Source organism: Micromonospora sonneratiae (assembly GCF_042679305.1).
Lineage (GTDB): Bacteria > Actinomycetota > Actinomycetes > Mycobacteriales > Micromonosporaceae > Micromonospora_H > Micromonospora_H sonneratiae.
In genome coordinates, this window is the sequence record NZ_JBHTMP010000001.1 from 1 (window position 1) to 20,252 (window position 20,252).

Below are 20,252 nucleotides of genomic sequence, written 5' to 3' on the forward strand. Positions count from 1 at the left end.
CGGCACCGTCGCCCGCCCGACGGGGCCGACGGTGAGGCGGGGCGGCTGGGCCCGGTTCGCGACCGGCTGCGTGGCGCTGGCCGCCGTCGGGCTCTTCGTCGCGGCCACCCTCAACGACACCCTCAGCTACTACCGCACCCCCGACGAGGTCCTCACCGAACCCGGCAGCCCGGGCGACCGGATCCGGCTCGGCGGCGAGGTGGTACCGGGATCGGTCCGACACGACGGCACGCACACCGTCTTCCGGCTGGCCGAGGGCGGTCGCGAACTGACCGTCACACAACGTGGTATGCCCCCGGAGACCTTCCGGGAAGGTGAGGGCGCGGTCGTCGAGGGTGTGCTGGGCACCGACGGCACCTTCCACGCCGATCAGGTGATCGTCCGGCACGGCAACGAGTACCGGGCATCGCCCTCGCCGGGGACAGCCGGATGACCGGAACCCTCGGCAGTTCGGCGCTGGCGGCCGGACTGATCACCGCGACCGGCGCGGCCCTGCTCTGGCTACGCGTCGCGCTGACCGGCCCGGCCACCCGACGGCCGGCCCGGCTCCTGACCGGCGGCATGCTGCTGTCCGCCGTGGTCGCCTGCGCGATGCTGGAATGGGCCCTGCTCCGGCACGACTTCACCGTACGGTTCGTGGCTGAGAACGGCGGTCGCCACGTACCCGTCTACTACACGGTCACCAGCCTGTGGTCGGCCCTGGACGGATCACTACTGCTCTGGTTACTGATCCTCGGCGGCTACGCTACGCTGCTGTCCCGACCCGCGCCCCGCCGCAACGCGTACCTGCAACCCTGGGCGATGACCGTGGTCAGCGTGGTCACCGTGTTCTTCTTCGCGCTGACCTACTTCGCCGCAAACCCGTTCCAACCCGTGGCCGCACCACCCGGCACGGGCCCCGGCCCGAACCCGCTGCTGCAACAGCATCCGGCGATGGGACTGCACCCGCCCCTGCTGTACGCCGGTTACATCGGCCTGGTGATCCCGTTCGCCTACGCGGTCGCGGCCCTGCTGACCGGCCGTTCCGGCACCGACTGGCTACGGGCGGCCCGCAACTGGACCCTGCTGGTGTGGGCCCTGCTGACCGCCGGCATCACCCTCGGCGCATGGTGGTCGTACGCGGTGCTGGGCTGGGGCGGCTACTGGGCCTGGGATCCGGTGGAGAACGCCTCGCTGCTGCCCTGGCTGACCGCCACCGCCTTCCTGCACTCGGGGCTGCTTCCGGGTCGGCGGACGAGGGCGGCAGGTTGGCCCGTCAGCCTCGCCTGCGCCAGTTTCCTCCTGGTCCTGGTGGGCACCTTCCTGACCAGGTCCGGATCGGTGGCCAGCGTGCACGCCTTCACCGAGTCGGCACTCGGACCGATGCTGCTCGGCTTCGTGCTGCTGACGGCTGCCACCGTCATCGGACTGATCGGCTGGCGCGCCCATCTGCTCGGCAACGGTGTGGAAGCCAACCTGCCGGGGAGCACCGACGACAGCATCGGCAGACCGCTGCTGACCCGGCGAACCGCCCTGCGGGGCAACACGGTCCTGCTGACCACCCTCACCGCCGTCGTACTGATCGGCACCGTCTTCCCACTCGTCGCGCAGGCCCTGACGGGAACCCGCACGGCCGTCGGCCCGCCGTACTTCAACCGGACCGCCGTCCCGTTGATGATCACGCTGCTCGTCCTGATGGGCGTCGCTCCCCTACTGGGCCGGGAGACCCGCCCGGTGTCGGAAACGCTGCGTCGACTGGCCCTGCCCACCTGCGCCGCCCTGGCCGTGGTCACCGCCGTCGGGCTGGTCAGCCGTCCCGGACCGGCTGCGCTGGCCGCGTTCGGCGGTGCGGCCTTCGTCGTCACCGGTGCCGCCCGACTACTGGTCCAACGGCTACGGGTCGAGCGGCAGGCCGGCACAGCGGACCATGGGCGACCAGCGGCCCCCGGCCGCCCGGGTACCGCAGCCGCCGCCCGACCGGGTCGGGGCGTGGCGCTCCGCCGCCGGGCCGTTGACGGCCTGTTGGCACACGCCGGGATCGCCCTCGTCGCGGTCGGCGTGGCCGGCTCATCCGCGTACACCACCGCGACCGAGGCGGAAGTCACCGTCGGTCAGACGATCACCGTCGGTGGGACGTCGGCCCGGTTGGTGGCCGTCGACCGGCGCGGCGGCGAGGCGGACATGGTGGTGAGCGCCCGGCTCGCGCTCGACTCGGGCAGTGGCGGCAGTCGGACGGTCGCGGCGCAGTTACGGCACTATCCGGCCCGGGACATGACGATCGGCATCCCCGGCATCCGGGCGGGGCTGCTCCGCGACAGCTACGCCACACTGATCGCGGTCTCCCCCGATGGCCACAGCGCCACCGTACGGCTGGCCGTCAGTCCACTCGTCGGGCTGCTCTGGGCCGGTGGTGCGCTGACCGTGCTCGGTGGCCTTCTGGCGATCGGGCGTCGACCACGCCAGCTCACCGATCGGGGCTCGACCGGCCCCGGGTCGGCCAACTCCGGGGACAGCGCCAAGGCCAGCCCCGGAGGCGGCGCCACAGCCATGACGACAGCGTCGGCCGCCGTCCCGCGGGGCGCACCACGATGATGACGGCACCGGCCCGGACACCCTCGACGCGTCGACGACGGTATCTGCCGTTGATCGCCCTGATCAGCGTCACCATTGCCGGCCTCACCCTGGCGGTCGGGCTGCACCGGGCGCCGGCGGACCCGACCGGCGCCGACAGCGGACCGGTCACACGTACCCCCGGCACCGTCGCCGCACCACTGTCCGGCCAGACGCTCGACGGTGGCCACTTCGACCTCAGCCGGCTGCGTGGCCAGGTGGTGCTCGTGAACGTCTTCGCCTCCTGGTGCGGTCCGTGCCGGACCGAGCTTCCCCTGCTGGCCGAGGCCCACCGGCGCTGGTCGGAGCGGGGACTCCGACTGGTCGGGCTGGCGGTACGGGACGACGACGACTCCGCGCGGAGGATGTTGCGGGAAGCGGGTGTGGAAACGCTGCCCGTACTGGTCGACCGGAGTGGAACCGTGGCGGTCGACTGGGGAGCCGTCGGCGTTCCGGAGACCTTCGTCGTCGACCGGGACGGCCGGGTGGCCCACTGGGCGCGGGGCCCGATCACCCAACCGTGGTTGGACCAGCGGGTAGCGCCGCTGCTGAACCCATGACCGTACGACGACTGGGCACCGTTGCCGTCCTGGTCCTGCTCCTCGTCGGTGCCGCCGTCGCGACCTGGCGGTCGACGAGCCGATCACCCACAGCGGATCCGGTGTCCGCACTGGCCGCCGACCTGCGGTGCCCCGCCTGCCAGGGCGAATCCGTCGCCGACTCCCGGTCGCCGATCGCCGCTTCGATGCGCGAGGCGATAGCGGCGCAACACGCCGCCGGGCGAAGCCCGGACGAGATCCGTGCCTATTTCGTCGAGCGGTACGGCCCCGAGGTGCTGGCCGTACCGCCGGCCCGGGGGCTCGGACTGCTGCTGTGGGTGGTACCTGCGCTGGCCCTGCTGCTCGGTCTGGCGGCGATGACGCGACGGCTCCACCGAGTCGTAATCGTGACCAGGTTGTCCCGGTGGGCGCGACACCGGTCGGCCGTCCCGCCAAACCGTTCGAGCAGCCCACGACACCAGTCCCGCCCGACTGTCACCGGGGCCGGTCGGATCCGGCGTACGGACGCGGTGCGGCTGAACCGTCGGATCTGGACCGTCGGCACCCTGGGTCTGCTCGGGCTGATCGCCACGATCGCCGTGACCGCGCCTTCGCCCGCCCCTCGACCGGTGGACCCGGTCGTCGACGCGGTCACCTCCCAGCTTGCCCTGGCCCGCTCCTTCGAACAGCAGGGCCGGTACGGCGAGGCCGTCGAGGTCTACCAGGCCATGTTGAGCCAACGGCCCGACGACGTCGTCCGGCTCAGGATGGCGTTCGCGCTGCTCCGCTCGGGGCGCTCCGCCGACGCCGAGGAACTGGCCGGGCAGGTGCTGGCCGCGCATCCGGACGCCCCGGAGGCGGTGCTGATGTTGGGGCTCGCGCAACGGGAGAGTGGTTCGCCGTCGGCCGCTTCGACCCTGCGTCGGTTCCTGGCTCTCGCACCGGAGCATCCGGCCACCTCGGAGGTGCGACGCCTGCTCGGTGGGGGATGACCGCTCTTCCGGATCGATCACGGGAGCGTTGACGAGTCCGTCGGAGCAGGGTCCCGTCAGTCCGCGCTGCCGGGGTCCAGCAGGGCGAGCCCGATGTCCGCGTCGAACCGTCTGGCCAACGCCGGAACGACCTCGGTCACAATGATCTCCAGGGTGGGAAAGACCTCCCCGCGCAGCAGGTGGCCGCCGACTGTCGAGCCGTCCCTGCGGCCACAGACGACGTGCGCATGCAGTTCCGGCGTGCCGTCCCGCTGCGCCACGTCACCGACCAACGACAGCACCTCGACCTGCTCGTCGACCGGGATCGGCAGGTAGGTCCGACTGGTCCGGTCGAAGTAGCCGAGTTCGCCGGCCCGGAACCCGCCGACCCCGGTCACCTGGGCCGCCCCGACCCGATACTGGCGGATCGCCTCGTTCACCGCCCGGACGGCCTCCTCCCCCTGGTCACACACGATCACCAGGACCCGGGACCGCTGGTCAGTGAGTTCCCGAACGCGCATCTGCTCGGCTCCCGCCCCGGGGATCTCCCCGGTTGTCGGCTAACTGCCAGGCGGCCGATTCCACCCTCCGGTCGGCGGCCCGCCCTCCGCATGCGGCTACCCGAACCGGACGCGTTGATTCATCGGGTCCGGCACTAGGCGATGCGAAACCGTCGTACCTCGGCTTCACGGAACTCCAACCCGTGCCCGGGCACGGTCAGATCCGGCTCGAGCAGTCCGCCAGAGGGCATCAGCACACCGTCGAAGAACATCGACTCGATGCGTACGTGGTCGTGGAACCATTCCAGGTGGCGCAGGTTGGCGGTGGCCGCCGCCACGTCGACGTGCAGGTGGGGCACGCAGTGGCCGGAGACCTCGAGACCGTGGGCGGCGGCGACGGCAGCGATCCGCTGCCACTCGGTGATCCCACCGCACCGGCTGACGTCGACCTGTAGACAGTCCACCGCGGCAGCCGCGCACATCCGCTGGAAGTAGGGCAGGTCGTAGCCGTACTCACCGGCGGTCACGTCCGGTTCGACCGCCTCGCGTACCGCCCGCAGTCCGGCGAGGTCGTCGGAGGAGACCGGCTCCTCGAACCAGCGCACGTCGAGGTCGGCTGCCGCGTCGGCGACCCGGATCGCCTGCTTGGCGGTGTAGCCACCGTTGGCGTCGACGAACAGTTCGGCATCCGCGCCGATGACTTCGCGGGCCTGCCGCATCCGGGTCAGGTCCCGCCCGACCGCACTCCCCCACGACTCCCCAATCTTGATCTTCACCCGGGGGATGCGCAGCTCATGGACCCAGGTGCCCAACTGCGCGCGGAGCTGCGGCTCGTCGTACGTAGTGAACCCGCCGCTGCCGTAGACCGGGACGCGATCCTGCACCACCCCGAGCAGCCGGGCCAGACGTACCCCCAGCAGACGTGCCTTGAGGTCCCACAGCGCGGTGTCGACCGCGGCGATGGCGGTGGCGACCACCCCCGGCCGTCCGACGTTGCGGGTCGCCCGGCACATCGCCCGGTACGCAGCCGTGACGTCGAGTGCGCACCGCCCGACGACGGCACCGGCCAGCAGTTCCCCGATCAGCGCGCCGCCGGCTGCCGCCCCGTACGTCCATCCGGTGCCGACCAACCCACCGCCCTCGACACGGACCAGCACCATGGTGGTCGAGTCCCAGGCGATCGTGCCGTCCGCCTCGGGTTGATCGGTGGGTACGCGGTAGACCGCCCAGTTCAGACTGGCTATCGGTACGTCACTGCCGGTCACGGGGGCCACCGGGTCGCCGAACGAGGACCTGCTCCGGGTACGCACCGACCGGCATCCCCCGGATCGCCCCGTTGACGATCTCGGCCAGGTGTACGGGACGACGCCCGGCGCGGGCGTCCTCGATCTGCGTACGACAGGAGAACCCGTCGGCTATCACGAGCGTCGCCGGGTCGGTGGCCCGTACGGCCGGCAGCAGGACCCGTTCGGCGCAGGCCAGGGAGACCTCGCGGTGTTCGGAGGTCATGCCGAAGTTGCCGGCCAGTCCACAGCAGCCGGAGTCGAGCACGTCCGCATCCAGCCCGATGCGTTCCATCAGGGTGGTGTCGGCATCGAACCCGAGGACGGCGTGCTGATGACAGTGGGTCTGCACGATCGCCTTCGGCCGCTGACCGCTGGCCGTCGACAGCCTCGGGGTGAAGTCGGGGGCGCGTTCGAGGAGCAGTTCGGCGAGGGTCCTGGTCTGTGCCGCCAACCGTTCCCCATCGAGGTCGTGACCGAGCAGGTCGTGCACGTCGGAGCGGAAGACCCCGGTGCAACTCGGCTCCAGCCCGACGATCGGCATGCCGGCACGCAGATAGGGGGCGAGCACGTCGAGGGTGCGGCGCAACACCCGGCGGGCGATCCCCAGTTGACCGGTGGAGATCCAGGTAAGTCCGCAGCAGACCTGTCGACGGGGCATGAGGACCCGGAAGCCGGCCGTTTCCAGCACGCCGACCGCCGCGGCGGCGATCCCCGGGGACAGATAGGTGGTGAAGGTGTCCGGCCAGAGCAGGACCGGCCCGCGCGTGCCGGTGCCCTGGGGCACGCGCCGCTGGAACCAGCGTTTGAAGCTGGCGGCGGCGAACGCAGGCATCTCCCGGCGCGGGTCCACCCCGGCCAGGTTCTTGGCCAGGGTGCCGATCCCCGGGGCCCGGACCAGGCTGTTGACCGCGCCCGGGGCCAACAGGGCCAGCCGGGCCAGGACCGGCAGCCAGCCGAGGCTGTAGTGGTCACGTGGGCGGATCCGACCGGCGTAGTGGTGGGCGAGGAACTCGGCCTTGTAGGTGGCCATGTCGACGTTGACCGGACAGTCGCGTTTGCAGCCCTTGCAGGCCAGACACAGGTCGAGTGCGTCGGCCACGGCCTGGTCGTGCCACCCGCCGGTGACGGTTTCGCCCCGTACCATCTCGAACAGCAGCCGGGCCCGGCCCCGGGTCGAGTGCTGTTCGTCGCCGGTGACCATGTAGCTGGGACACATCACACCCCCGCCGTGTCGGCGGCACCGGCCGACGCCGACGCAGCGGTTGGCTGCGCGGGCGAAGCTGTTCTGGTCGGCGGGGTACTGGAAGTAGGTGGACGGTTCCGCCGGCGCATAGTCCGGGCCGAGGCGTAGCTGCCCGTCGAGCGGGTTGGCGTGGACGACCTTGCCGGGGTTCATCCGGTTGTCCGGGTCGAAGATCGCCTTGAACTCCTCGAACAGACGCACCACGTCGGGGCCGTACATCTTGGTCAGCAGTTCACCCCGGGCCTGTCCGTCGCCGTGCTCGCCGGAGAGCGATCCCCCGTTGGCGACACACAGGTCCGCGGCCCGCTCGACGAACGCGCGGAACCGGGCCACCCCGTCGACTGTGATCATGTCGAACGGAATGCTGGTGTGCAGGCAGCCGTTGCCGAAGTGCCCGTAGAGGCTGGCGTCGCCATAACCGAACTCGTCCAGCAGCGTCACGAAGTCGTGGAGGTAGTCGCCGAGCCGTTCCGGTGGCACGGCCGAGTCCTCCCACCCGGGCCAGGTGTCGGCCATCTCGGGCACCCGGGCGGTGGCCGCCAACGCCGATTCGCGGACGTGCCAGATCTGCTGCTCGTGGAGCGGGTCGTCGAAGACCTTCACGGTCGGTGGCCGCTGGCCCCGGCGCAGTTCCCCGACGAGGTCGTCCGCCTTGCGGCGGGCCTCGTCGAGGGTGGTGCCACCGAACTGGACCAGGAGCCAGGCACCCCCCTCGGGCAGCAGGTGCAGTGCCTCGGGATGCATGTGCTTGCGTGACTCGTAGCTGATGAGCTTGTCGTCAAGTCCCTCCAGCACGAACGGCTGGTGTGGGATGACCTCCGGTACGGCGTGTGCCGCGGTGACGATGTCCGGATAGCCCAGGAGCACCATCGCCTTCTCCGACGGTTCGGGCAGCAGCGTCAACTCGGCGCGCAGGATGGTGACGCAGGTCGACTCGCTGCCGACCAGCGCCTGGGCGACGTTGAAGCCGTACTCGGGCAGCAACGCGGGCAGGTTGTATCCGGAGATCCGGCGGGGCAGCTCCGGGAAGCCCCGGAGCACCGCGGCGTTACGGTCGCGCAACTCCCGCAACCGACGGTGGATCTCGGCCTGTTGGCCGCCGGCAGCCAGGATCCGGTCGTACTCGTCGTCGGAGGTCGGGCCGACCCACATCCGGGTGCCGTCGTAGGTGAGGATCTCCAACCGCCGGACGTTCGCGGCGGTGGTACCGCTCCACTGCGCGGTCGAGCCACAGGAGTCGTTACCGATCATCCCGCCGATGGTGCAGTGCGAGTGGGTGGCAGGCTTGGGCCCGAAAATCAGGTTGCCGTGTCGGCTGGTGAACGCGTTGAGGTCGTCCAGGACGATCCCCGGCTGCACGATCACCCTACGGGCGACGGGGTCGAAGGCTTCGATCTGGTTGACGTACTTCGAAAAGTCGATGATCACGGCGACGTTGCAGCACTCGCCGGCGAGGCTCGTCCCGCCGCCCCGCGAGAGCACGGGTGCGCCGTGCTGGCGGCAGGCCTCCACGGTCGCGACCACATCGTCCAGGTCACGGGGGACGACGACGCCGATGGGCACCTGTCGGTAGTTGGATCCGTCGGTGGCGTAGAGCGCCCGACTGCCCCGGTCGAAGCGCACCTCCCCGGCGACCCGTCGGGACAGCGTGGCGGCCAGGGCCGCCGGGTCAACAGCCCGCTCCCGGGTCCCCCGTACGGTTGGGGTGGGCAACTCGACCGTCGCCATCAGCGTTCCCGCAGTTGCTGGATCTTGTCCTTGAACAGGGTCGTCGCGATGGACGCCCGATGTGGCTGGCCCCGCATGAACGCTTCGGCGAAGTGCTTGGCCTGCTCATACTTGATCTTCCCGGGCATCGGCGGTTCGTTGGCGTCGACCGCGACGTCGATCACCGCCGGGCCGTCGAAGGCAAACGCCTCCCGCAGAGCCTCCCGCAGGTCACCCGGCCGCTCGACGTACGTCCCGAACCCGCCGCAGCCCTTCGCCCAGGCGGAGAAGTCGGGACGGGGGCCCTCGAACCGGACGCCGTACTCGGGATAGCCGAGCACCATCTGTTCCCAGAGGATCTGCCCGAGCGAGTTGTTGTTGTTGATCACGACTTTGATGGGCAGCCGGTACCGACAGGCGGTGTGGAACTCCGCCATCAGCATGGCGAACCCACCGTCGCCGGGGTAGGCGATCACCTGCCGCCCCGGGTAGGCGTGCTGGATCGCGATCGCGTACGGCAGGGCCGGTGCCATCGAGGCGAGGTTGCCGGAGAGGTAGAACTCCCGCCCGCCCCGGATGGTCCAGTGCCGCGCCGCCCAGGTCGCCACGGTGCCCGAGTCACAGGTCAGCACGGCGTCGTCGGCGGCGAGATCGTCGATCAGCGAGGCGAGATACTGGGGAGCGATCGGATCCCGGCTGGCCGACTCCAGTGCGGCCATGTTCGTCCGCCAGTCCGCCATCTTCGCCTGGTAGTGCTTGAGATGACGGCGGTTGGGACGTCGCTGCAGCATCGGCAGCAACGCCTCCAGGGTCGCGGAGACGTCACCGATCAACGGCACGTCGGTCGGCATCCGTACCCCGGCACGGGTCGGCTCGATCTCGACCTGCACCGTCTTCACCTTTCCCGGCGGGGGCAGATGTTTGGTGTAGGGAAAGTTCGTGCCGAGCATGATCAGCGTGTCGATGTCCTCGATCAGTTCCTCGCTCGGTCGGGTGCCGAGCAGACCGATGCCGCCGGTCGTGTAGAGCGAATCGTCGGGCAGCACCATCTTGCCGGACAACGTCTTGATCACCGGCGCGTCGAGGGTGTCGGCCAGGCGCTCGATCAGGGGGGCCGCGCCACGGGCCCCGATACCGACCAGGATCGCGATCCGGTCGCCGGCATTGAGAACCTGGGCCGCCTGACGCAGGTCGTCGTCCCGGGGGCGGATCGGCGGTGCAAGGTAGATCGGTGACGTCACCGGCGGGTTGGCCGGGGCGACCAACTCGTACGGCTGCTGGCCGGCATCGGCGACCTGGATGTCGTTGGGCACGGTCAGGTGCGCCACCCCGCGTCGGGCGTAGGCGGTGCGGATCGCGATGTCCACCAGGCTGGGCAGCTGCGCCGGGTTGACGATCATCTGGTTGTAGACCGAGACGTCGGCGAAGAGCCGGTCCAGCTGCACCTCCTGCTGGTACTCGGTGCCCAGCACGCTGGTCTCCTGCATACCGGTGATCGCCAGCACGGGCTGGTGGTCCATCTTCGCGTCGTACAACCCGTTGGCCAGGTGGATCCCGCCCGGCCCGCTGGTCGCCAGGCACACCCCGATCTCCCCGGTCGCCTTGGCGTGAGCGGTCGCCATGAAGGCCGCTGCCTCCTCGTGGTGCACCAGTACGAACCGGACCCGGTCGGCGTTGCGCCGGAGCCCTTCCATGATCCCGTTGATGCCGTCCCCGGGCAGCCCGAACACGGTCCGGACACCCCAGTCGGCCAAGCGGCTGACCAGCACTTCAGCGGCGATCGCACCCATACCGGACCTGATACCCGCGAGGCGGCTTTTAAACATCGCCGACGCTGCGACGACCAGCTCTTTTGTCGCATGGCTGGCCGCTGTCCGGGCATAACCGGTACGGACACCCGATCCGAACAGGCGAGGTGGGTTTCATGAGCGCTAGGAAGCAACCGGGAAACAGGACCGGCAGCAAGGTGAACCCGCAGGCCGGCGGCGGATCCGCTCCGAAGGGCGGCCCCGAGTCACCCGAGCCGTGGGGCACGACCGGCAGCATCGACCGGAATCCCCCGTGGGGAGTCGGGGAGGATTCACCGCTGGACGAGGGAAGCGAGCCGGCTGCCGTACCTCCGGGCCGGCGGGGTGAACAACGGGCCGGTTCCCCGGCCGGCCCGTCCGGCCCGGCGGGACGACACGGTTTCGGTACGGTCGAGCCGAGCCGGGTTCCGATGGCCGGCCCGGGAGCGCCCCCCGACCCCGCACCCAGGCGTCGGACGTACCCGAACGACACCGCAACCGGTGACCTGCCGGACAACTCGATCGAGGAACAGACGGGGATGCACCCGGAAGGTGTCTCACGGAGAAGCAGCAGGTAGGGCATCTGCCATCCGCCACACGTCGACCTGGCGGAGGCTGCCCTCGTTCGCCCGGACCGACCGAGCGGCCGCACCCTGCCGCTCCTCCTTTCCCACCTGACGGTGACCGGGCCCGGTTCGCGATCCGCACCGCCACCGGCGGGGCCGGGTCGCGACCCTCGTCTGATGGCAGCGCGATCCGCACCGCCACCGGCGGGGCCGGGTCGCGACCCTCGTCTGATGGCAGCGGCCTGGGCCGAGCGCGCCGGTCCGGACACCGACATCGGGAATCCGTGCGTGCTGACCCGCCGCCGCGCTGACCGAGCTGGCAGCTCGCGTCGGGGAGCCGCCGGTACCGGTCGGCCGGCTCGCCGAGGCCCTCGCTGACCGGGTGGGTGCCGCCAAAGACCGCACCCCCTGGTGGGACCCTCTCCACCGGCCACGTCGACACCAACGTGCCGGCGTACGGGACGCCCTCGACCTGTCGCCGGCCGCACACCGAGCCTCCTGTCGTTGGAATGCCGACGCCTGACGATCTGCGATCGTCCCTCTCGGAACAACTCGGGCAGGTGCGGTTCCCGACGATCGCGGCGTTCTGGACTCATCGCAACATCGTTCAACCACTCTCGATACATCCAATCCACGCCCCGCTCACCAGATACATTTTCCGGCCACTTTTTTCGCCGCGGATTGGGCTTCATCCGGGATATGAAGCCTTCCCCAACATAGACGGACACGTACCCCAACTGGAGGTTCCACTTATTACATTGACGCTCAACGGTGCCCTACAGTGATTTTGCCGATGCCATAAGAGATCATTCTCGGGATCATTCGGCGCTCCCGTAACCGTCTTCGGAAGGGATTCCTCCATGGGTACCGCTAGTCGGCATGTCCGCCGATCCGCTCCCCGGCTGCTCGTCGGAGCGGTGCTGGCAACCCTGTTGACCCTGTCGAGCGCCGGCGCCGCGTCAGGCGGCGCCGGTACCGACTCGACGACCGCCGGTGGGCCGGCGACCGCAGCCACCACCGACGTGTACATCAAGGACGTCGCCGCAGACCTCGGCTACCAGCCGCACAGCTACAACCCGTTGTGGGCCAGCCCGGACATCAAGGTCTGCCCCACCGCCATCGAGTGTGCGGTCAGCCAGAACCCGATCGTCGGCGTCACGAACTACATCTTCGTCAAGCTCCGCAACCCGGGCCCGTACGGATCGGGCACGGCCAACGGAACCCTGCGGGTCTACCGCACCACCCCGGGTGGCGGCTCCGCCTGGCCCGGCGCCTGGACCCAGATCGGTGCCATGAGTGTCCCGGTCCCTCCGGGCGTCACGACGGTGACGATCCCGTGGAACGGCGTACCCGGCCCCGGGCACTTCTGCCTCCTCGCCCGCTGGGTCTCCCCCACCGACCCGATGACCATCGAGGGTCCGGACATCACGATCAACACCCGCTACAACAACAACATCGCCTGGCGTAACGTCGACTCGGTGTTCGCGCTGATCGGACGGCCCCAGGTGCGGCCGTTCGCCATCGGTAACTGGACCACCGTCCCCACCAGGAACGACCTGGTCTTCACCGCCGTCGACGTCCCGTTCCAGAACGTCGGTACGATCGTCGCCGATCTCGGTCCGACCCTGTTCGAGCGTTGGGTGCAGGCCGGCCGCCCCGGCGAGGGCATCCGTGAGATCGGCAAGAACCAGGTGCAGATCCTGGATCCGAAACAGGCCCGCATCGGCGACCTGCTGCTGAACCCGGGTGAACGGCCGGAGTTCCAACTCATCTTCACCGCGAACGCCGCCTCGTCACGCCCGTTCACGCTGCACGTCACGCAGTTCGGTCCCGCCAAGGAAGGCGCGGAAAAGACCGATCTGGGCGGTGTGGAATATCAACTGACAGCTGGCCAGCAGGGCTAGCCTGACGGAGGCCGGGGTGAATGGGACACACGGTTCCCTCACCCCGGCATCGTCGTGTACGAATACATAAACCCGATGAGCTGAACACCCCTCCAACAGGCCGAGCGGACAAGGGAGGAACGCTTCATGACCCTGGGCCACTCAACCGTCCACACCCGGGTATCGGATCACCGGCCCGGCCAGCGGACACCGGTCCGACGGCTGGGCAGCTGGCTGTCCGCCACCGCCGCCGTTACCGGCGTGATCCTCACCATGGTCACCGCCAACCCGGCGGCGGCCGTACCCGCCACCGGCACGATCCTCGGGGCCGGCAGCCCCAGCGCCGTCCCCGGCAGCTACCTCGTCGTGCTCGACCAGGATCGCAAACTCGAAACGACCGCGACCGCGACCGCGACCACGGCCACCGGTCTGGTCGACCGGTACAACGGTAAGGTCACCCGGGTCTTCGACCAGGTCCTGCACGGCTTCGCCGCCCAGCTGACCGAGCGCGACGCCAGAAGACTGGCGGCCCATCCGGCCGTCGCCCGGGTCGAGCAGGATCAGCGGGTGCACGCGATGGGCAGCCAGGCAAACCCGCCCTCGTGGGGCCTGGACCGGATCGACCAGCGCTACCTGCCGCTCGACAACACCTACAACTTCGGGCCGAGCACCGGTGTCCGGGTGTACGTCCTCGACACCGGGATACGCATCACGCACACCGACTTCGGCGGGCGGGCCAGCTACGGCTACGACACGGTCGACAACGACCTCATCGCGCAGGACGGCCACGGTCACGGCACCTTCGTCGCCGGGCTCATCGCCGGAAGCACGTACGGGGTGGCGAAGGACGCCAACGTCGTCGCCGTACGCGTACTCAACGACTACGGCAGCGGTACCACTGCGGCAGTGGTCGCGGGTATCGACTGGGTGACCAGCACCGCGTCGTCGCCGTCCGTGGTCAACATGAGTCTCGGTGGCCCGGTCAGCAGCATCCTGGACCAGGCGGTACGCGCCTCCATCAGCAGGGGCATCACCTACACCGTCGCGGCCGGTGCCAACGGCGTCAACGCGAACACGGTCTCACCGGCCCGGGTCACCCAGGCGCTGACCGTCGGGATCACCAACCGGAACGACACCGTACCCGCCGCTTCGAACTGGGGCGACGTCATCGACATCTGCGCCCCGGGCATCGGTGTGACCTCCCTGTGGAACACCGGTGACAGCGTGGTGACCACCAACAGTGGAACCTCGTTCGGCACAGCGCACGTCGCCGGTGCGGTCGCGCTCTATCTGAACGCGAACCCGACCGCGACGCCGGCCACCGTGCATTCGGCGATCGTCTCGCACGGGACCACCGGCATCGTGCCCGCCACCAACTGGTGCGGATCCCCCGGCCGGCTCCTCTACACCGGCCCCTGAGCACCACTGGCCGAGGGCGGCATCGTCGACCTTCCGGCCAACCCGACACCGCACGACGTCACGCTCGCCCCGACCCGGTGACGGGCCATCCGCCCGTCACCGGGTCGGGGAAGACCCGCAGATCCCCGCCTCTCGTCGGCGGAGTAGCGTTCGCGCCACAGCGGTAGCGGATTGTGCGGAGGCGCGCGGTGTCGGCGACCATGGTTTCGGACTCGGGCGGTACGGCGCGAGCGGTGCGGGAATTCGACGACTGCACGCTCGACTATTCACCAGCCGAGCTACTGCTGCGGCTGCATCGACGGCACGGCCCGGTGATCCGGTTCGGTACCGGCAGGAACCGAACCGTCTACCTGCTCGGCCCGGAGGCCAATCAGTTCATCGCCGCCAACTCGCAACTGTTCTGCTGGCGGGAGGCGTACGAGGCGCTGATACCGGTGGACGGACCGACATCCATGATCGTCAGTGACGGCGAGGATCACCGTCGTCGCCGTACCCTGGTGCAGCCGGCGCTGCACCACCGGCAGATCGACAACTATCTGAACATCATGACGGAGAACGCGGACGCGGTCATCCAGTCCTGGCAGGCCGGCCGGACCGTCGACGTCTACCAGGAGTTCCGCTCGGCGATCCGGCGTAGCACGATCCAGTCACTGTTCGGGCCACGGCTGGCCGCCGACGCGGACTTCTTCGGCGAACAACTACAGTCTCTCCTCGATCTCATCGACCGGCTACCGGCGATGGTGACCTGGCAGCGGCGGCTACGGTTGCCCATCTGGCGGCGGGCTGTGGCGGCTCGGAGCCGAATAGACGAACGCATCTACGCGGAGATCGACCGGGTACGCGACGTCCGGGCCGAGGAGGCCGGGGACGGGGTACTGGCTGCCCTGGTGCACGGCCGGGACGCTACCGGGAACGCACTCAGCGACCTGGAGATCCGTGATCAGGTGGTCACCCTGATCGCGGCTGGCTACGAAACCACCAGCGCCGCCCTGGCCTGGGCGGTGTACGCGCTGTTGAGCACACCGGGCACCTGGGACCAGGCCGCAGCCGAGGTCAGGGCGGTACTCGGCGACCGCCCGCCGGGCCGTACGGATCTCAGGCAACTGGTCTATCTCAACGGTGTGGTGCAGGAGACCCTGCGGCTCTACCCACCGGCGGTCATCACGGCCCGCAAGGTCGTCCAGGACTTCGAGTTCGCCGGACGGCAGGTGCACCGGGGCACCCTGCTCATCGCCAGCCCGTACGTGACCCACCGGCTGCCTGAACTGTGGCCGGATCCGCTGCGGTTCCGGCCCGAACGCTGGGATGCCCGGCGACCGGACTACCGGAAACCGGGTCCGCATGAATATCTGCCCTTCGGTGCCGGTCCGCACCGTTGCATCGGTGCGGTGATGGCCACCACCGAGATGACGGTCATGCTGGCCCGGATGCTGGCCCGTACGTCGCTGCGCCTGCCCTCCCAGCGGATCCGGCCGACCAGCTACGCCGCGATGCGCCCCCGGCGCGGTCTGCTCGTCGAGACGGCCTGACCTGACCAGCGGAGCACGGGACTGGTCAGGCCGTGCGCCCCCGGCCCGACCAGCTCACCCGGCTCGGTCAGCAGCGGCCGTCGGACCGACAGTCGATCAGGGGGCCAGTAGGCGGTGCAGTCGACGCGCTTCGGTGACCAGTCGGCTGGATCCACTCCGGCCGGCCACCTCTGCGAGCGCGGAGATCCCGGCGAACTCGCCCACACCGAGCGTCGGTACGACCTGGGCGCCGAGCGCCAGCAGATCGGGCAGGCCCCGGGGCGCTGCGGGCAACAGCATGGGCAGGGCAGCGGAGATCACCTGCCATACCGCTGCCCCGGCCCCGGCCCGGGCAGCGTCGGCGAGCCCCGGCACCACCCGGGTCAGCTTCACCGTGCCGTCCACCCCCAGATCACCCAGCTCACGCCCGATCCCGTCGGTGGCCGACGACCCGGAGCCGGCCAGGAGGAGCAACGCGTCGACGGCTGCCACCCGGTCGGACTCGTGTCGCGCGCCGAGCCCGTAGACCAGGGCGAGTGACATTGCGGATCCCACCGGGCCGCTGCACTCCGCCAGTAGTGGCAGTGCCTCCGCACCGCCCCGCTGGTCGCTGTCGGCCAGCGAGGCGAGACCGGGTAGGGCCCACGCGGCGATGGCCTCACGGTGATGGGGCAGCGTGGCCGGCCATGTGTCGTCCGCGAAGGTGGGGGCGAACGTCGGCACCTCCGACCGGGGCAGGGTGAACAGATGAAGGTCGAACCGTCCGTACGGGTCGCCATCGGGTCGGAGGCTGACGACCACGCGCCGCGCCGGAGCGTCCGATCCCCAGTAGGTTGGCGAGCGGGAGGCCCGGGGACGCTGCTCCACCCGGGTGGCCACCGGATCGGGTACGCCTCCCGTGGTCAGCCACCTTGCCAGGCGGACACCGGCGGGCGAGGTCAAAGCACCGGCTCGGGTCACCATCTCCGGGTCGACCTCGCGGGGCAGCCTCAGCAGCGCCTGTTCCAAGTCCAGCGGCCAGGGCTGCCATCCGTCCGCCTCCGCCCTGCTGATCCGATCGACCAGTACCTCGACCGCCAGCGAGCCGTTGACCGAGGTGGGCGTGGCCACGAGGAACGGCACCGACGTCCGGTGCAGCAGCGCGGAGATCTCGGCTATCCGCAGTGCCAGCACGCCGTTCGGGGTGTCCGGCACTCCCGCGTGTCTGTTCCGCCTGCCCTGCCACGCCTCACGCACCGACGAGACCATGCGCTCGAAGATGCCCTCACGCCGTTCGCCACTGATCGCGGAGCGGATCGCCTCGCCGAGCCAGACGATTCGGAGCTGATGGCCCCAGGAGCGGGTGGTGAAACGGCCCGCGTAGCGGTCGAGCAACGGGTTCATCGCGTCGGCCAGGCCAGCCCGGTCGACGGCGGCGAGGCTGACCACGCCGGCCAGGATCCGTTCCCAGGCCACGGCGTTCTCGCCACCGTTGAGCAGCGCCGAGATCTCCTCCGCCAACTCAGCGGCGCTGGCGATCGACGGTGGCATCGCCGCCGGTGCCGGCGCGGGTACGACCGGCACCGGATCGGGACCGGCCCCCGAGGTCGACCCGGACGGTGTCATGCCGAACAGTTGCGCGGCGCGGGCCGGCAGATCCCCACCGAGCGCCCCGGCCGCGTCGAGCAGTCCGGCCGGCACCGGACCGTCGAGCCGGGCGAAGTGCTTCGCGACCACTGCCAGTGCCCGGTCCTGTATGTCGAGCGCGTCGTGCCCGAACGCGACCGCCACCACGTCGAGCACCTCGCCGACCCGGTCCGGGTGTCGGCGGGCCACCCGATCGAGCCAGCCGAGCTGCGTCTTCACCAGTCCCTTCTCCCGGCGCAACAGGGTCTCGCGACTGACGTCGAGCATGGTCTCCAGTTCCAGCCGCCCGGCGTCGTCGACGGTACGAAGGGCCCGCTGGGCGTGGCCGGCGAGGGCAGCCGGGGCGGCGGGCAGTAGCTGGGCGTAGTCGAGTGCCCGATCGGCCAGTTCTTCGGTGGTCGGCGCGAGCGCCTCGTAGAGGAGGATGAACGAACGCAGCGCGCCGGGGCGGTCACCGCGCAGGAACCGTCCCACACACCCGTCCAGCAGGATCTTGCGATCGAGGCGACCCTCCTCGGCGAGCGCGACGAGCGTCGCCGGCAGGACCGGGGTGTCGTCCCAGGTGCGGCGGGCGTTGTCCCAGCCGCCCTGGGCGAAGTCGCTGCCGATCCGGTCGATCTCGAACAGTGCCGGTAGGACCAGGTCGAGGAAGGGATCGTCGCGCAGCCGCGCGGTGAGGTTCGCGACGCTACGGTCGTCGCGGAACCGGTGTCGGTCCTCCAGCCATCCTCGGACGAAGCCTTCGCTCATTGGCGGGGTGGCACCCGACTCGGTCAGCAGTGCCACCACAAAGTGCCATTCGCCGGCCCTGCCTTCGGTGCGGAGTTTGCCGGTGAGCCGTACGGCGAGGTCGCCGAGCCAGGGCACCTGCCGGGCCTGGGCCACCTGTATGAACAGCCTTGCCGGTATCCGGTTCCACTCGTCGCGAGGGCCGCGTCGGCACAGGAGTGCAGCGACCCGGGCCGCCGAGGGCAGGCAGCCGATCGCCGCGAGGCCGACCCCGCCTGCCGGGTTGGCCCCACGGCTCCACCACTTGTCGGCCGGTACGGTTCGGACGTACGCCTCGATCTCCTTGGCCACCGCCGTTCGTTGCTCGTCGGTGGCGTTGCTGACGAGCCGGACGATGCCTCTGAGGTCGTCCCGCTCGATCCGCTCCTTGAGCGTCGGCCAGGTCAGCGGTGGTGTGATCATCGGGCCACCTCGGTCCGGGTCTCCGCAGCCACGCCATCGCGCACGATCTGCACCGCCAGCACGTGCTTGCACGGGCCACGCCCGCCCCGATGCTTGGCCCACCAGGGACAGGTACACGACAGCCCGGCGTCGGTACAGCGCACCTGGTAGGTGCCGTGGTCGCCACGTACGGTTGCCAGGTCCCCGGCGATCGACACGGCACCGGCCTCGACCAGGGCCCGCGCCGCCCGTAGCCGGGGGTTCATCCGCTCGACGGTGCCCGCGTCGTAGGGCAGGGTGCGGTGGAAGTACGCGGCCTCGGACACGTCGTAGCCGACCCGGCCGGAGGTGCCGAGTTGGGTGAGCGCGGCCCGCACCCGGGCTGCGTCCAGCCCGGACGCGCCGGCCAGGGCGTCCACGTCGATCGTCGGGTCCCAGGAGAGGAGTGCGCTGATCAGGTTGGCGTCGTCGGCGGCCTCATCAGACGCGAGTGCCTCCAGCACCGCGCCCTCACCGGAGAATCCGCGATGTGGCTCGGGAGAGAGCGTCAGCGACAACCGCATGGTCGGGCTGACCAGCTCCCACGTGCTGGCCACCGGTCCGTTGCCGGCGCCGACGGCCGGGCCGTAGACCCGCAACTCGGTGGCGAAGCGGAGGAACGGACGCAGTGCGACCAGCCGCCCGGCCCCGGGCAGACAGACCGCCCCGGGGGCCGGACGGGAGGTCAGTCGCAGTGATCGGCCGGCTGGCACCGCCCACAGCACCGACCGGTCGCCACTGGCCGGTAGGCGGCGCAGGAACGCCATGGCGTCGGCCGCGCTGATCCGCGCCCGTGGGTCGAACGCGGAGGTGATCACCTGGGCCTCGGCGAAGCCCCGTAGCCAGCGGGTCGGCAGTGGCACTTTGCGCTCGACGATCGGCCCGTCGAAGGTGGTGACCGTCAGGTCGTCCGGTCCGACCGCGAAGTGCAGCGGGTCGGCTCCGCCAACCCGGGCCAGGGCCTGCCGCAGCGGCGGGTTGACGTCGACGTTGGTGGTGCCGTGCGCGACGATCTCCCCGTCGAGTCCGCTCGGCAGCACGTCGAGCCGGGCGTACACACCGCAGCAGCCGGAGAACGACTCGAAGCGCAGCCGGTCCCGGCTGCCGGTCACCACCGGGTCGAGGCTGGCCGGGCTGACCGGCTGGAAGTAGCGGGTACGGGCCACCTCGGCGACCGCCAGCAGGCCCACCGCCGCGGCGGCCGGGGTGGTGACGAAGCCGGTGAAGAACCGCGGGTTGGCCGCCGGACCACCCGAGGTCTGCAAGGTCAGGCGACCACCGTCGGGCGTGAGGCTCGAAGAGCCCAGGTAGGAGTACGAAGCAACCGCTGCCATGGCCAGGCAAGCTATCGTCGCGGTACGACATCCCGCCAATGCGCAGCGGCCAACTACGGTCCGTGACCGGTGGTCGGCTACGGTC

The 20,252-nt window shown here is 70.3% G+C and carries 14 protein-coding genes; 8 read left to right on the forward strand and 6 right to left on the reverse strand.

Going from position 1 to position 20,252, the window contains the following annotated elements:
• The 4 genes from ACFQ4H_RS00005 to ACFQ4H_RS00020 all read left to right on the forward strand — a co-directional run.
• A partial coding sequence (locus ACFQ4H_RS00005) for a cytochrome c maturation protein CcmE (protein ID WP_377565332.1) occupies window positions 1–433 on the forward strand: 433 nt, incomplete at its 5' end.
• Window positions 430–2,571, forward strand: coding sequence for a heme lyase CcmF/NrfE family subunit (locus ACFQ4H_RS00010; protein ID WP_377565335.1), 2,142 nt, complete (start codon window positions 430–432; stop codon window positions 2,569–2,571). The genes ACFQ4H_RS00005 and ACFQ4H_RS00010, both read left to right, overlap by 4 nt.
• Window positions 2,568–3,149 (forward strand): TlpA family protein disulfide reductase, encoded by a 582-nt coding sequence (locus tag ACFQ4H_RS00015; RefSeq protein ID WP_377565338.1) that lies wholly within the window; start codon window positions 2,568–2,570, stop codon window positions 3,147–3,149. Before ACFQ4H_RS00010 ends, ACFQ4H_RS00015 begins: the two co-directional genes overlap by 4 nt.
• On the forward strand, window positions 3,146–4,120 hold the full coding sequence (locus ACFQ4H_RS00020; protein WP_377565341.1) for a cytochrome c-type biogenesis protein CcmH: 975 nt from the start codon (window positions 3,146–3,148) through the stop codon (window positions 4,118–4,120). The genes ACFQ4H_RS00015 and ACFQ4H_RS00020 overlap by 4 nt, the downstream gene beginning before the upstream one ends.
• Before the next feature lie 56 nt (window positions 4,121–4,176).
• On the opposite strand, the gene ACFQ4H_RS00025 is transcribed toward ACFQ4H_RS00020, so the two are convergent.
• The 4 genes from ACFQ4H_RS00025 to ACFQ4H_RS00040 form a co-directional block, all read right to left on the reverse strand.
• The gene (locus ACFQ4H_RS00025; protein WP_377565344.1) at window positions 4,177–4,620 is read right to left on the reverse strand and encodes a PPC domain-containing DNA-binding protein; all 444 of its coding nucleotides are present in this window, start codon (window positions 4,618–4,620) and stop codon (window positions 4,177–4,179) included.
• Between the two features lie 134 nt (window positions 4,621–4,754).
• Entirely contained in the window at window positions 4,755–5,864 is a 1,110-nt protein-coding gene (locus ACFQ4H_RS00030) for an enolase C-terminal domain-like protein (RefSeq protein WP_377565347.1), read from the reverse strand.
• On the reverse strand, window positions 5,851–8,856 hold the full coding sequence (locus tag ACFQ4H_RS00035) for an FAD-binding and (Fe-S)-binding domain-containing protein (protein ID WP_377565350.1): 3,006 nt from the start codon (window positions 8,854–8,856) through the stop codon (window positions 5,851–5,853). The genes ACFQ4H_RS00030 and ACFQ4H_RS00035 overlap by 14 nt, the downstream gene beginning before the upstream one ends.
• A complete protein-coding gene (locus ACFQ4H_RS00040) occupies window positions 8,856–10,625 on the reverse strand; it encodes a thiamine pyrophosphate-dependent enzyme (RefSeq protein WP_377565353.1) in 1,770 nt (589 codons plus the stop codon). Before ACFQ4H_RS00040 ends, ACFQ4H_RS00035 begins: the two co-directional genes overlap by 1 nt.
• 134 nt (window positions 10,626–10,759) lie before the next feature.
• On the opposite strand from ACFQ4H_RS00040, the gene ACFQ4H_RS00045 reads away from it, so the two are divergent.
• From ACFQ4H_RS00045 to ACFQ4H_RS00060, 4 genes are all read left to right on the forward strand, one after another.
• On the forward strand, window positions 10,760–11,200 hold the full coding sequence (locus ACFQ4H_RS00045) for a hypothetical protein (RefSeq protein WP_377565355.1): 441 nt from the start codon (window positions 10,760–10,762) through the stop codon (window positions 11,198–11,200).
• An 848-nt stretch (window positions 11,201–12,048) separates the two neighbouring features.
• Window positions 12,049–13,092, forward strand: a complete 1,044-nt coding sequence (locus tag ACFQ4H_RS00050) for a hypothetical protein (protein ID WP_377565357.1) — start codon at window positions 12,049–12,051, stop codon at window positions 13,090–13,092.
• Window positions 13,093–13,218: 126 nt separating this feature from the next.
• On the forward strand, window positions 13,219–14,490 hold the full coding sequence (locus ACFQ4H_RS00055; protein WP_377565359.1) for a S8 family peptidase: 1,272 nt from the start codon (window positions 13,219–13,221) through the stop codon (window positions 14,488–14,490).
• Window positions 14,491–14,690: 200 nt separating this feature from the next.
• Window positions 14,691–16,019 (forward strand): cytochrome P450, encoded by a 1,329-nt coding sequence (locus ACFQ4H_RS00060; RefSeq protein WP_377565361.1) that lies wholly within the window; start codon window positions 14,691–14,693, stop codon window positions 16,017–16,019.
• Between the two features lie 96 nt (window positions 16,020–16,115).
• On the opposite strand, the gene ACFQ4H_RS00065 is transcribed toward ACFQ4H_RS00060, so the two are convergent.
• Both ACFQ4H_RS00065 and ACFQ4H_RS00070 read right to left on the reverse strand, forming a co-directional pair.
• On the reverse strand, window positions 16,116–18,815 hold the full coding sequence (locus ACFQ4H_RS00065; RefSeq protein WP_377565364.1) for a DUF6493 family protein: 2,700 nt from the start codon (window positions 18,813–18,815) through the stop codon (window positions 16,116–16,118).
• Complete coding sequence (locus ACFQ4H_RS00070; protein WP_377565366.1) at window positions 18,812–20,167, reverse strand: DprA-like winged helix domain-containing protein; 1,356 nt, start codon at window positions 20,165–20,167, stop codon at window positions 18,812–18,814. The genes ACFQ4H_RS00065 and ACFQ4H_RS00070 overlap by 4 nt, the downstream gene beginning before the upstream one ends.
• Between the last annotated feature and the right edge of the window lie 85 nt (window positions 20,168–20,252).